Raw genomic sequence first — 13,089 nt, 5'->3', positions numbered from 1 at the left:
GAAAACTATGTTAAGCAGTACTCTACAAATTTACTCTATCACTCCCCACCCAAGCGTGGAATATTGGTCTGTGTGCAAAGTGGAAGCGTTGTTTGAAACGCCGTTTTTGGATTTGGTCTATCGTGCGGCGCAAGTTCATCGCAAAAACTTTAACCCACGCGCCATTCAGCTTTCTACCTTAATGTCGATTAAAACCGGCGGTTGCCCGGAGGATTGTGGTTATTGTCCGCAATCGGCGCGTTATCAAACAGGCGTGCAAAATCAACAATTATTAGATGTAGAAGAAATCGTTGCGAAAGCCAAAATCGCCAAAGCCCGTGGCGCAGGGCGTTTTTGCATGGGTGCCGCGTGGCGCGGCCCGAAACCAAAAGATATCGCCAAAGTGACGGAAATCATCAAGGCGGTGAAATCCCTCGGTATGGAAACTTGCGGTACCTTCGGCTTATTGCAAGACGGCATGGCGGAAGAATTAAAAGACGCAGGCTTGGATTATTATAACCACAACCTAGACACCGCGCCGGAGCATTACAGTGAAGTGATTGGCACGCGCCGTTTTGACGACCGTATCAGTACCTTAGGCAAAGTGCGTAAAGCCGGTTTGAAAGTCTGTTGCGGTGGGATTGTGGGCATGAACGAAACCCGCAAAGAACGCGCAGGACTCATTGCCAGCCTGGCGAATTTGGATCCGCAACCGGAATCCGTTCCTATCAACCAATTAGTGAAAATCGAAGGCACACCGCTTGCCGATGCAGAAGATTTGGACTGGACAGAATTCGTGCGCACTATCGCCGTGGCGCGTATCACTATGCCAAACAGTTACGTCCGCTTATCCGCCGGTCGCCAAGGCATGAGCGAAGAAATGCAGGCAATGTGCTTTATGGCTGGAGCTAACTCCATTTTCTACGGCGACAAACTGCTCGTAACCAGCAACCCAGAAGAGGACGGCGACCGTTTGTTGATGGAAAAACTCGATTTAGAACCGGAAACGGAAGAGAATAAGCATTTGCGTTGATGCTTGATGGAAACGAATAAAAAAGCCACTTTGAAGTCAAAGTGGCTTTTGTGTGTTTAAGGATTTTTGTTGTATTTGAAATTATTTCACTTTCGCCTTAATTGCTTCTGCGACAAGTTCGGCTTCTGGGCCAAGAATCACTTGTAAACCATCGTTGCCGAGTTTTACGTTGCCTTTAGAACCGAGAACTTTTAATTGTTCTTCATTGATTTTCTCACGATCAACTAAGGTCAAGCGTAAACGGGTAATACAAGCATCGATAGTTTTGAAGTTATCGGCTCCCCCTAAAGCGTCAATAAATTTGACCGCTCTTTCTTCGCGTGATTGGTTGGTTACCGGTTGTGCCGCTACAGACTCTTCAGCCTCTTCCGTACGACCAATGGTTTTTAAGTTGAAGGCTTGGATAGCAAAGCGGAACACCAAGTAGTAAATGGTGAAGAATACCAAACCTTGTACTAATAACATGTACCAATCAACGGCTAATGGGTTACGTGAAGATAGCACCATATCCACTAAACCTGCGCTGAAGCCGAAGCCCGCAATCCAGTGCATGCTGGCTGCGATAAACACGGAAATACCGGTTAATAGCGCGTGTAACACATAAAGAATTGGTGCGACGAACATGAAGGAGAATTCAAGCGGTTCGGTGATACCGGTGAAGAAAGAGGCAAATGCACCGGCTAACATGATGGAAGCTACTTTCACTTTTTGGCTTGGTTTTGCACATTGGTAAATCGCCAATGCAGCGCCCGGTAAACCGAACATCATGACCGGGAAGAAACCTGCTTGATACATACCGGTAACACCAACAGTTGCGGTGCCTTCAGCGATGGATTTTGCACCACCTAAGAAATTCGGAATGTCATTAATACCGGCCACGTCAAACCAGAATACAGAGTTTAAGGCATGGTGTAAGCCCACCGGAATTAATAGACGGTTGAAGAAACCGTAAATACCCGCACCTACAGCGCCTAAATCTTTGATGGATTCACCGAAAGAAACTAATGCGTTGAAGATATAAGGCCATACATAAAGCAGAATGAAAGAAAGGGCAATCATGGCGAAAGATACCACGATTGGGACTAAACGTTTTCCGCTGAAGAAGGACAGCGCTTTTGGTAATTCCACTTGATAGAAACGGTTGTAAAGTTCAGCAGAAAGTACACCGATTAAGATCCCGATAAATTGGTTATTGATTTTACCGAAAGCCGCAGGCACTTGGCTTGGATCAAGATGTTGTAATTGTGCGACGCCGCCCGGTGCGAGTAGGGTAGTCACGACATAGTAACCCACTAAACCGGAAAGAGCGGCGGAGCCATGTTTGTCTTTGGATAAACCGAAGGCCACGCCCACGGCGAATAATAGTCCCATGTTGTCGATGATGGCGGCACCGGATTTGATGAGCAACGCGGCAAGTTGGCTATTCGCCCCCCAGCCATCCGGATCCAGCCAGTAACCGATCCCCATTAATACGGCAGCTGCCGGCAATACGGCAACGGGTACCATTAAGGCTTGCCCGATTTTTTGGGCATAACTAAGAACGCTCATAAGAACTCCTTTAATTTTTTTGATTCCATAAAATAATTGTTTTAAGCCTGTGTAGCATAGCGCGATAGGATTTCTCTTTTCAAATGAAAACTTTTGTATTTGTGAGAACTATCACGAATCCATTGGATTTTATGCTGGGCAAATAAAAAAATAACGGATTAAGCGTAACTTAATCCGTTAGCTTAAGGTTAAAAAGAAGGTTATTCTACTTTTAATTGTTTACCGTCATAGCTCATGCTTTGTACGGAAGTTAAGGCTTTGCCACCGTCTGTTTCACCGCCGATGAGCAACACTTTATTGTCATAAGACACGGCAACACCATAACCGATGCCCGCAGGTAATTCACCAATGATGTTCCATTTACAGTTGTTTAACGTATAAATGTCTTTATGCCATGCTTTGCTTAAGCCTTGGTGAGCGTGAAGTTTTCCTTCTTTAAATTGTTTTACAGAACCAGGGAAGTTTGCACCACCGGTGACTAAATAATGACCGTGGCTATAACCTGCCATGGCACCGGCTAAACCATCTTGGCTTTGACCTTTTGGTGCCGGTAAGTCAGGCAAGTTTTTCCATTGCACGCCTTTATCGGTGAATTTACCGGAATGGGTTTCCGCTGTGCGTAAACCCGGTTTGATTTCACCGTTCACGACAACTAAATCATTGCCTTGAATGGTAAACGCCGCACCGGCACGACCGGAGAATGGTACACGACCTTCGTTACGCCATTTGTTGGTGGAAGGTTCATAGCTTAACAATTCTGTAGTGAAGAAGTAATCTTCAGGACGTTGTTCAAAATAGGCTTTGGTTATTTCACCTTTTTTCGCTTTGTCTTCACCTGCGGCAACGGTGTCTTGGAAGAACCCGTTGAAAATAGATAGGTTAGAACCGCCCACGATATACACTTTGTCGTCGTGAGAAGCACCACTTGAACCGACTAAACCGCGCGGTGAACGGGTCGGTAATTTGCTCCAAGTGTTGTCGGCAGGGTTGTAGCTATAGGCGTCATTGACTAATTGCAATTCACCTTTTTTATTTTTTTGTAATCCGCCGAATACATACAATTTGCCATCAACGGCAGCCGCAACCGGTTGATTACGTTCGCCGCCTGGGAATGCAGCAATTTCTTTCCATTGGGCGTTCGGGGTTTTTAAATCTAAGGCATAGAATTTGTCACCACCTGTACCTAAGCCCACATAAACGGTATCGCCGATTAATGCACCGGCACCACTCTTAATGCCCACCGGTAAATCAGGATAAGTGGCAGCTTGCGCTGTCGCTGTAAAAACTGTTGCAGCAAAGAATAAAGCAGCTAATGTTGTTTTTTGAAATGTCATAATAAACCTCGTTTTGAGTTATTGTTTGCTATTCGTAAACGGCATGAATAGGTTTCTATGTTTTTAGATTATATCCGTAAGGTGGACGTTGAGATGCTTGGTAAACTTATCAAACCATTAGTCGAAACGTAGCCTTGCCGGGTTTTTGAAATTACTTCTGCTCAACAAGTTCAACAACCGTAATTTCCTTTGGTAAGAAAAGTGCGGTGAAAATTTATAGCATTTTCAACCGCACTCTTGGGCTCCTTAAGGTATTAACAAATTCGGAATGAATGTGATGATACTTGGGAAAATGGTAATTAATATTAACATAACGAAAATCGGTACTAAGAATGGCAACACGCCTTTTGTTACAGTGGACACGGACATGTTACCCACGCGTGCTACTACAAATAAGGCCATACCCATCGGTGGTGTTAAGATACCAATCATCATGTTCAAAGTAGTCATTACACCGAAGAACACAAGATCGATACCAAATTGCATAGCGATTGGAATTAACATTGGCAATACCAAGAATTGTAATGCTAACGCGTCAATGAACATGCCGAGGAACAATAACAAGGCATTGATCATGACTAATACCATTAACGGAGAATCAGCCACGGCAACGAATACATCAGCAATGCGCATTGCCACTTGCTCACGGGCGATCATATCGCCGAAGAATGTAACCGTCATAATCATCAATGCGACAACACCGGTAATGGACATGGCTTCCACACAGCTATTGAAAAGCATTTTCAAGGTTAATTCTTTATAGACGAATTTACCCACGATAACGGAATAAGTTGCTGCAACCACTGCAGATTCAGTTGGACTGAATAAGCCGGAGAAAATCCCGCCGATAATCAATAATGGCGTTAAAATTGCCCAAAATGCTTTCTTAAATGAAGTGCAAAGTTCTTTACGGGTCGCTTTAGGCGTTTTTGGATAGCCGCGTTTTTTCGAGACCCAATAATTCATTGTCATTAATGCAATAGTGATTAATACACCGGGTACGAATCCGGCAATAAATAGTTTTGCAATGGATTCGTTGGCAATAACGCCATAAATGATCATAGCGATACTTGGTGGAACCAATGGGCCGATGATACAGGAGGCTGCAGTGATACCACCGCAAATGTCGTTATCATAGCCTGCATCACGCATGGCTTTGATTTCTAATTGACCTAAACCGCCTGCGTCCGCAAGTGCAGAACCTGACATTCCTGAGAACAAGAGACTTGCGCCGATGTTAACGTGTCCCATACCGCCAGTGTAATGGCCTAATAAGGCTTTGGCAAAGTTAAAGATACGTTCGGTGATACCGCCGGTATTCATTAAAATCCCAGTAAGAATATAGAACGGTACGGCAAGGAGTGGGAAACTATTCAAACTCATGGTGAGTTTGTCAGAGGCGGCATTCACCACGTTCCAACGGGTCATGGAGAAATAAAGCAGGGTAGTGATAAATAATGACCAACCTACCGGTACACCTAGGAACATGATGACTAACCAGAAAAGCAATGCCACATACACCGCATTTGGACCAAATTTCACATATTCCGTAATGCGTAAGACTTTATACCATTCAGGGAAGGTGAATAAAATGCCCAATAAAATAACCGTACTTACAATAAAGAAAATAGCCGGTAAATAGCTTTTATCTTCTTTGAAATTATCAGCCTGTGCTTGGAAGAAACGAATCAACATTAATACGGAAATAATTGGCAGTGAAGCATAAATCCATTTTTCCGAAATACCACCTAAGGCATCAATAGGGAAATTGGCTCCTGTGAAAGTTTTTATGCCGAAGTGAATAAAGAAAATGACACCAAGGAAAATCACCAATTGCACAAAAGTGTTAGTTATTTTTTTGATTGCCGATGGCATTAAGTTGGTTAAGAAGTCAATATAAACATGTTCTTGTTTTCTGATCGCAACACTAATGCCAAGCATGCCTACATAAACGAACAGCAATTTGGCAAGTTCTTCACTCCAAATTAATGGGGAGTGGAAAGCTTGTCTGAACAGAATTTGCAAAACAAGAATGCAGAATATCACGAGGAATAATACCCCACCGATCCATTCTTCGAGTTTATTAAAGATTTTCATATTCAACTCCGTTGAATAATAAAGGAGAGGAAAAGAGTGCCTGCTGAAGCAGGCACACGATCAAAGAGAATTATTTGCTAACAGCCTCGATTTGTTTAAGCGCTTCTTCGCCTTTTGTACCAGTTTGTTTCACAAAGTCGGCATAGTAGGACTTCATCGCTTCTTTGAATGGAATAAGATCCGGATGCGTGACAGTGACACCTTGTTTTTCAAAGAAGGCAATTAATTCTTTTTCACCGTCAAAGAATAATTTGCTGTGATATTCTGCGGCTTTTTGTGCTGCATCTTTAACCACTTTTTGCAAATCTTCCGGCAAATCGGCAAAAGTTTCGTTACTCACTAAATAAAGTTGGTCGTTCAAAATATGGTTGGTCATTGCCAAGTATTTTTGTACTTCATAGAATTTTTGCGCTTGTACGGTAGCTAACGGGTTTTCTTGACCGTCAACAGAGTTGGTTTGGAGCGCTAAATACACTTCGGAGAAAGCCATCGGTGTTGGAGATGCGCCTACATATTTTGCATACGCTAAGTTGGTTGCAGCGTTTGGTACACGTAATTTCAAGCCTTTCATGTCGGCAATGCTTTTGATTGCACGGTTGGACGTGGTTTGGCGTGTACCGTTATAGGCTTGGGATAATAAAGTTAAACCTAGATCTTTATTCATTTTTTGAATTAAATCTTTACCGAATGCGGTATTGAATAGGGCTTTTTGTGCCACATTGTAGTCGGTGATCACATAAGGTAAAGCAAATACTGCTGCTTCAGGATAGAACAATTGGAAACGGGCGGATTCTGCAAAGGTGAAATCCAACGCGCCGTCTTTTAATTGTTTTAACATGGCGCGGTCGTCACCTAATTGTGAGCTTGGATAAAGAGAAATTTCAATTTTGCCGTTAGATTTTTCTTTGACTTCTTTGGCAAACATTTCGGCCGCTTTGTACTCATTAGATGATGTGCCCGCGTTCATACCGAATTTTAAATCGTAATCCGCAGCGTTAGCGACAGAGGTTACGCCTAGTGCAATTGCAGTGGCGAGAAAAAGTTTGGCTAGTTTCATGGCTACACTCCTGTAGTTAAAATGAGTTAATGTATATAAAGAGGATTGATTACAACTCAACTTGCATTTTAAAGCAAAAAAATCATTTTTAAATAGAGAATGAAGTTTTATTTCAAAAATGAGAGGTAGATCACATGTTTGAAATATCACTTCAAAAAATATTTTTAAATGACGTTTTATTTTCATATAATAATGCCACTGACTAGAATGACTGCCAAATGCAGCCGCAAAGAACGCAAAAAAGAGGAGTTTCTATGTCACAGTTATTCAATAAAAAATTATCTCACCAAGCGGTTTTCGCTCAAATTCAACATGGTTTAATTGCTTCCTGCCAACCGGTGGATGATGGTCCGATGGATAAACCGGAAATCGTCGCCGCCATGGCGCAGGCGTCCGTTATGGGCGGAGCAGCAGGGTTGCGCATTGAAGGCGTAGATAACCTAAAAGCCGTTCGCCCAGCCGTGAATGTGCCGATCATTGGGATCGTTAAGCGGGATCTTCCAGACTCCCCGGTGCGTATCACTCCATTTTTGCAGGATATTGAAGATTTGGCACACGCCGGAGTGGATATTATTGCGGTGGATGGCACCAATCGTCCACGCCCGGTTGACATTGAAAGTGCGGTTAAAAAAATTCATGAAATGGGCTGTCTTGCCATGGCGGATTGCTCCAATTTAGAAGAAGGGTTGTACTGTCAAAAATTGGGTTTTGATATTGTGGGCAGCACCATGTCAGGTTACACAGGCGGTGCCGTACCGGAGGAGCCGGACTATCAATTAGTTAAAGACTTGAAAGCGGCAGGCTGCAAAGTGATGGCGGAAGGCCGTTATAACACCCCGGAACTGGCTAAAATTGCCATTGAAATCGGCGCTGATTTCGTCACTGTAGGCTCCGCCTTAACCCGTTTAGAACATATTGTGAGCTGGTTTTCAAGTGCGGTCAAATCTGCGAATAAATAACTAAGAGGGAAAAATGATGCGTTGTTTAGCGTTAGATATCGGCGGAACCAAAATGGCGACCGCCATTGTGTCAGAGAACCAAGTGACACAGCGGAAACAAATTAGCACACCACAGGAAAATGTGGTGGAAGCAATGCATCAAACATTGGCACAATTATTGGCAGATTATGCCGCTCAATTTGAGTATGTGGCGGTGGCTTCAACAGGTATTATTAATAAAGGAATATTAACCGCACTTAATCCGAAAAACTTAGGTGGGTTGGCCTATTTTCCTTTAAAACAAAGCATTTCCAAACATACGTCCAAGCCGGTATTGTTATTAAATGACGCACAAGCGGCAACTTATGCCGAATATCAACTGCAAGATAAAAATAACATTCAAAACTTTGCATTTATTACCGTCTCTACCGGCGTAGGTGGCGGGTTAATTTTAAACCATCAGTTACTCACAGAACCGAATGGTATTGCCGGCCATATTGGGCATACTTTGGCCGATCCGAACGGGCCTGTGTGCGGTTGCGGGCGTGTAGGTTGCGTAGAAGCCATCGCATCAGGCCGTGCCATTGAAGCGGTTTCCAAACAATGGGACGATCCTTGTGATCCCAAAGAAGTCTTTACCCGTTTCAGAAAAACGGATGAAAAAGCTACCGCACTTGTGTCCCGTTCGGCAAAAGCCATTGCTAACCTAGTCGCGGATTTGGTTATTGGTATGGATGTACAAAAAGTGGTGCTAGGTGGTAGCGTTGGATTGGCGGAAGGTTATTTACCTTTGGTGAACGAATATTTGGCAGAAATGCCGGAGATTTATCGTTGTCCGTTGGATGCAGCACGATTAGTGCAAGATGCAGGTCTTATCGGTGCTGCTGCTTGGGCTCAGACACAATTAACTCACTTGGAGTGAATTTATGGCAAAAAGTGGAAATGTATTGAATACCATCAGTTCGTTGTATCAAAGTTTAACTAAAACAGAAAAGAAAATCGCCGATGTGATTACTCAATCGCCTGATGTGATTGTGCAATATTCTTTGGCAGAACTTGCCGAACGTTTAAATGTGGGTGAGGCTACCTTTGTGCGTTTTTGCCGTACCTTGGGTTTTAAGGGGTTCAGTGATTTTAAACTGGAATTTTCCATTGAATTGGCCACCAATAGAGAAGGGCGAGATGATACTGTATTAGATACGGAAATTATGCCGGATGATGATTCCTTAAAAATTACCCATAAATTACAAGCCACCCTTAACAACGTTATGGAAGAAACCATAAATTTACTGGATTTTAGTCAGTTAGAAAAGGTGGTGGAGGCAATTCAACACGCTAATAAAGTTTTTTTATTTGGCGTAGGATCTTCCGGTGTAACTGCAGAAGATGCGAAAAATAAATTTATGCGTATCGGTATGCAAGTGGATGCCAGTGGTAATAACCATTTTATGTATATGCAGGCAGCGTTATTGAAGAAAAACGATGTAGCCATTGGTATCAGTCATTCCGGTTATTCCCAAGAAACTGCCCATACCTTAAAAATAGCAAAACAGAATGGTGCAGTTACTGTGGCGTTGACCCACAGTTTGCGTTCCCCTATCACCGAACATGCAGATTTTGTCTTGGTGAATGGTAATAAGCAAGGCAAATTACAAGGGGATTCCATTGGTACCAAAATTGCTCAACTATTTGTGTTGGATTTAATTTATGCTTTGCTGGTGCAAGCCGAACAAGAAAGAGCGGTGAAAACCAAGCAAAAAACATTAGATGTGATTTTAGAACAACGTATTAAATGATAAATCAAGGAGAAAACAATGCGTGATTTAAAAGGTATTTTCAGTGCGTTATTAGTGTCATTTAACGAAGATGGCTCTATTAATGAGAAAGGCTTGCGTCAAATTATCCGCCACAACATTGATAAAATGAAAGTGGACGGTTTATATGTGGGCGGTTCAACCGGTGAAAACTTTATGCTTTCCACCGAAGAGAAAAAACAAATTTTCCGTATCGCTAAAGATGAAGCCAAAGACCAAGTGGCATTAATCGCTCAAGTAGGTAGCGTGAATTTACACGAAGCCGTGGAATTGGGTAAATACGCCACCGAATTAGGTTATGACAGCCTTTCTGCCGTAACCCCGTTCTACTATAAATTCAGCTTCCCTGAAATCAAACATTACTACGACACCATCATCGCTGAAACCGGCAATAACATGATCGTGTACTCCATTCCGTTCTTAACCGGTGTAAATATGGGTATTGAGCAATTCGGCGAGCTTTACAAAAACCCGAAAGTGCTTGGTGTGAAATTCACTGCAGGCGATTTCTACTTGTTGGAACGCTTGAAAAAAGCCTATCCAAATCACTTAATCTGGGCAGGCTTTGACGAAATGATGTTACCGGCTGCTGCGTTAGGAGTGGATGGTGCTATCGGTAGTACCTTTAACGTTAACGGCGTACGTGCAAGACAAATTTTTGACTTAACCAAACAAGGCAAACTTGCCGAAGCCCTTGCTATTCAACACGTTACTAATGACTTAATCGAAGGCATTTTAGCGAATGGTTTATATTTAACCATCAAAGAATTGTTGAAATTGGAAGGTGTGGACGCCGGATACTGCCGCGAACCGATGACGGCAAAAGCGACAGACGCTCAGTTAGCAAGAGCAAAAGAATTAAAGGCGAAATATTTATAATTTAATGGAAAAAATGACCGCACTTTTACGGTATCGCTATAAGTAAAAATTACCCACGGTTACGCATAATTCGGATTCTTTAGGCCTTTAGCCTCCTCTCTTGGTTTCTAAAGGGAAAACGATTATGCGTAACTTAGGGTAATTTATTGCCCTAGGTTGAACCGGGATAAAAAGCGCGGCACAATAAAGGAAGTTTATCATGCGCCTCATCCCATTACATAACGAACAACAAGTCAGCCGTTGGGCGGCTCGTCATATTGTCGATAGAATTAATCATTTCAACCCGACGGCAGAACGTCCTTTTGTTTTGGGGTTACCGACCGGCGGGACGCCATTGAAAACCTATCAAGAACTAATCAAATTTAACCAAGCCGGTCAAGTGAGTTTTAAGCATGTGGTGACATTTAATATGGATGAATATGTCGGTTTGCCGGCAGAGCATCCGGAAAGTTATCATAGCTTCATGTATAACAACTTCTTCAACCACATTGATATTCAGCCGCAAAATATCAATATCTTAAACGGCAACACGGATGATCATGATGAAGAATGTCGCCGTTATGAAGAAAAAATCAAATCTTACGGCAAAATCCATTTATTCATGGGCGGCGTAGGTGTGGATGGGCATATTGCCTTTAACGAACCGGCGTCTTCTTTAAGCTCCCATACCCGTATTAAAACCCTTACACCGGATACGATTATTGCCAATTCCCGTTTCTTTAATAATGATGTGAATCAAGTGCCAAAATATTCTTTAACCATTGGTGTCGGCACCTTGTTAGACGCGGAAGAAGTGATGATTTTAGCAACGGGACATTCCAAGGCACTCGCTGTGCAAGCCGCCGTAGAAGGATCGGTGAATCATCTTTGGACGGTTAGTGCGCTTCAATTGCATCGCCACTTTGTGTTGGTGTGTGATGAGCCTGCGCTCCAAGAACTCAAAGTGAAAACCGTGAAATATTTCACCGAATTGGAAAATCACGCGATTCATAGTGTGTTGTAGCTTTTTAGCTAAAAGTGCGGTGGATTTTTAGATTATTTTTTAGAAGGTAGCATTATGAAATATGCATTGATTAACTCTGTCATTTACACCAAATATGAGATTCTGCGGGATTATGCCGTGGTGATTAACGGTGAAAACATTGAGGCAGTGATTCCGCAAAGCGAATTGGAAAGTGACATTAAGACCATTGATTTACAAGGGCATAATCTTACGGCCGGTTTTATTGACTTGCAATTAAACGGCTGTGGTGGCGTCATGTTTAACGATCAAACCAGTGTAGAAACTTTGGAAATTATGCAAGCCACCAATTTGAAATCGGGTTGTACCAGCTTCCTGCCAACCTTTATCACGGCACCCGATGAAGGTATTAAAAGTGCGGTTAAAATCATGCGTCAATATTTAGCCAAACATAAAAACCAAGCCCTTGGATTGCATATTGAAGGACCTTATTTAAGCGTAGAAAAAAAAGGCGTTCATCGCCCTGAATACATTCGTGAAATTTCACCTGAAATGAAAGATTTTCTTTGCGACAACGCGGATGTGATCACCAAACTCACTATCGCAGCCGAAAACCCGACAATCAATTACACCCCTGATTTCGTGAAAAGTGGCATTGTGGTGTCTGTCGGCCATTCCAACGCCAGTTATGAAGTAGCAAAAGCCGCTTTCCACAAAGGCGCTACTTTCGCCACCCACTTACATAACGCTATGTCGCCGATCAGTTCCGGTCGTGCTATGGGCGTGGTGGGTGCGGTGTTGGATTCCGACGTTTATACCGGCATTATCGTGGACGGCGTACACGTGGATTTTGGCAATGTGCGTTTGGATAAAAAAGTGAAAGGTGACAAACTTTGTATCGTCACCGACTCCTTAGCGGCTGCCGGTGCAGGCCCTGAACTAGAAACGTTCACCTTCGTAGGTAAAACCATTTATGTGAAAGAAGGACGTTGCTATGACGGTAACGGCACTATTGCCGGTGCGTCTATCACTATGATGGAATCCATTAAAAACGCTGTGGAATACGTAGAAATCCCTCTTGCCGAAGCCGTTCGTATGAGTAATCTCTATCCTGCCCGCGCTATTGGTGTGGATAACCGTTTAGGTTCCGTCGAGGCAGGCAAAATTGCCAACCTCGCGGTATTCACCAATGATTACAAGGTCATCGGCACAGTAGTGAACGGAGAGTGGAAGGTAAATTGATAAGGTAGGATGCGTGTAAACGCACCTTTTAGATTAGTATGAGCTTGTTGTCTAATTGGTAGGACAGCGTTTAATAAACGCTCTGTGCGACTTCGATATTCGCCAAGCTCACTATTTTCTTCTCAGATGGCGCGCGTTTCCTAACGCGTGCCATAAATATCAAAAGGCTATCGGCACACGCTATGAAGCATGCGCCATTAAATATCC

At 43.1% G+C, this 13,089-nt stretch carries 11 protein-coding genes; 7 read left to right on the top strand and 4 right to left on the bottom strand.

What is annotated here, in order from left to right; translation table 11 throughout:
• Positions 1-7: 7 nt before the first annotated feature.
• On the top strand, positions 8-1,012 hold the full coding sequence (gene bioB, locus EL144_RS02685) for a biotin synthase BioB (protein ID WP_032994938.1): 1,005 nt from the start codon (positions 8-10) through the stop codon (positions 1,010-1,012).
• An 81-nt stretch (positions 1,013-1,093) separates the two neighbouring features.
• Here the strand turns inward: bioB and nagE are convergent, their stop codons facing one another.
• From nagE to EL144_RS02665, 4 genes are all read right to left on the bottom strand, one after another.
• Positions 1,094-2,560, bottom strand: a complete 1,467-nt coding sequence (gene nagE, locus EL144_RS02680; RefSeq protein WP_005703364.1) for an N-acetylglucosamine-specific PTS transporter subunit IIBC — start codon at positions 2,558-2,560, stop codon at positions 1,094-1,096.
• Positions 2,561-2,760: 200 nt separating this feature from the next.
• On the bottom strand, positions 2,761-3,894 hold the full coding sequence (locus EL144_RS02675) for an N-acetylneuraminate epimerase (RefSeq protein ID WP_005703363.1): 1,134 nt from the start codon (positions 3,892-3,894) through the stop codon (positions 2,761-2,763).
• Between the two features lie 246 nt (positions 3,895-4,140).
• Positions 4,141-5,991, bottom strand: a complete 1,851-nt coding sequence (locus tag EL144_RS02670) for a TRAP transporter large permease subunit (protein ID WP_005703362.1) — start codon at positions 5,989-5,991, stop codon at positions 4,141-4,143.
• 70 nt (positions 5,992-6,061) lie between these two features.
• Positions 6,062-7,048, bottom strand: a complete 987-nt coding sequence (locus EL144_RS02665) for a sialic acid TRAP transporter substrate-binding protein SiaP (protein WP_005703361.1) — start codon at positions 7,046-7,048, stop codon at positions 6,062-6,064.
• Between the two features lie 254 nt (positions 7,049-7,302).
• Between EL144_RS02665 and EL144_RS02660 the strand changes: the two genes are divergently transcribed.
• The 6 genes from EL144_RS02660 to nagA all read left to right on the top strand — a co-directional run bounded on the left by EL144_RS02660 (position 7,303) and on the right by nagA (position 12,882).
• Complete coding sequence (locus tag EL144_RS02660; protein WP_005703359.1) at positions 7,303-8,007, top strand: N-acetylmannosamine-6-phosphate 2-epimerase; 705 nt, start codon at positions 7,303-7,305, stop codon at positions 8,005-8,007.
• A gap of 16 nt (positions 8,008-8,023) precedes the next feature.
• The gene (locus EL144_RS02655; protein ID WP_032994936.1) at positions 8,024-8,908 is read left to right on the top strand and encodes an N-acetylmannosamine kinase; all 885 of its coding nucleotides are present in this window, start codon (positions 8,024-8,026) and stop codon (positions 8,906-8,908) included.
• Between the two features lie 4 nt (positions 8,909-8,912).
• On the top strand, positions 8,913-9,782 hold the full coding sequence (locus tag EL144_RS02650) for a MurR/RpiR family transcriptional regulator (RefSeq protein ID WP_005700231.1): 870 nt from the start codon (positions 8,913-8,915) through the stop codon (positions 9,780-9,782).
• Positions 9,783-9,800: 18 nt separating this feature from the next.
• Positions 9,801-10,679 (top strand): N-acetylneuraminate lyase, encoded by an 879-nt coding sequence (gene nanA, locus EL144_RS02645; protein ID WP_005700232.1) that lies wholly within the window; start codon positions 9,801-9,803, stop codon positions 10,677-10,679.
• A 199-nt stretch (positions 10,680-10,878) separates the two neighbouring features.
• Entirely contained in the window at positions 10,879-11,682 is an 804-nt protein-coding gene (nagB, locus tag EL144_RS02640; RefSeq protein ID WP_005703357.1) for a glucosamine-6-phosphate deaminase, read from the top strand.
• A 54-nt stretch (positions 11,683-11,736) separates the two neighbouring features.
• A complete protein-coding gene (gene nagA, locus EL144_RS02635) occupies positions 11,737-12,882 on the top strand; it encodes an N-acetylglucosamine-6-phosphate deacetylase (protein ID WP_005703355.1) in 1,146 nt (381 codons plus the stop codon).
• The last annotated feature ends 207 nt before the right edge of the window (positions 12,883-13,089 follow it).

This window comes from Aggregatibacter aphrophilus ATCC 33389, from assembly GCF_900636915.1.
Taxonomy (GTDB): Bacteria; Pseudomonadota; Gammaproteobacteria; order Enterobacterales; family Pasteurellaceae; genus Aggregatibacter; species Aggregatibacter aphrophilus.
This window is presented reverse-complemented; position numbering and strand designations above follow the sequence as displayed.

Bases quoted from the DNA above. Each gene is read 5' to 3' on its own strand.
- bioB (WP_032994938.1), top strand. From the start codon at position 8: ATGTTAAGCAGTACTCTACAAATTTACTCTATCACTCCCCACCCAAGC.
- EL144_RS02665 (WP_005703361.1), bottom strand. From the start codon at position 7,048: ATGAAACTAGCCAAACTTTTTCTCGCCACTGCAATTGCACTAGGCGTA.
- EL144_RS02650 (WP_005700231.1), top strand. From the start codon at position 8,913: ATGGCAAAAAGTGGAAATGTATTGAATACCATCAGTTCGTTGTATCAA.
- EL144_RS02670 (WP_005703362.1), bottom strand. From the start codon at position 5,991: ATGAAAATCTTTAATAAACTCGAAGAATGGATCGGTGGGGTATTATTC.
- nanA (WP_005700232.1), top strand. From the start codon at position 9,801: ATGCGTGATTTAAAAGGTATTTTCAGTGCGTTATTAGTGTCATTTAAC.
- nagA (WP_005703355.1), top strand. From the start codon at position 11,737: ATGAAATATGCATTGATTAACTCTGTCATTTACACCAAATATGAGATT.
- EL144_RS02660 (WP_005703359.1), top strand. From the start codon at position 7,303: ATGTCACAGTTATTCAATAAAAAATTATCTCACCAAGCGGTTTTCGCT.
- nagB (WP_005703357.1), top strand. From the start codon at position 10,879: ATGCGCCTCATCCCATTACATAACGAACAACAAGTCAGCCGTTGGGCG.
- nagE (WP_005703364.1), bottom strand. From the start codon at position 2,560: ATGAGCGTTCTTAGTTATGCCCAAAAAATCGGGCAAGCCTTAATGGTA.
- EL144_RS02675 (WP_005703363.1), bottom strand. From the start codon at position 3,894: ATGACATTTCAAAAAACAACATTAGCTGCTTTATTCTTTGCTGCAACA.
- EL144_RS02655 (WP_032994936.1), top strand. From the start codon at position 8,024: ATGCGTTGTTTAGCGTTAGATATCGGCGGAACCAAAATGGCGACCGCC.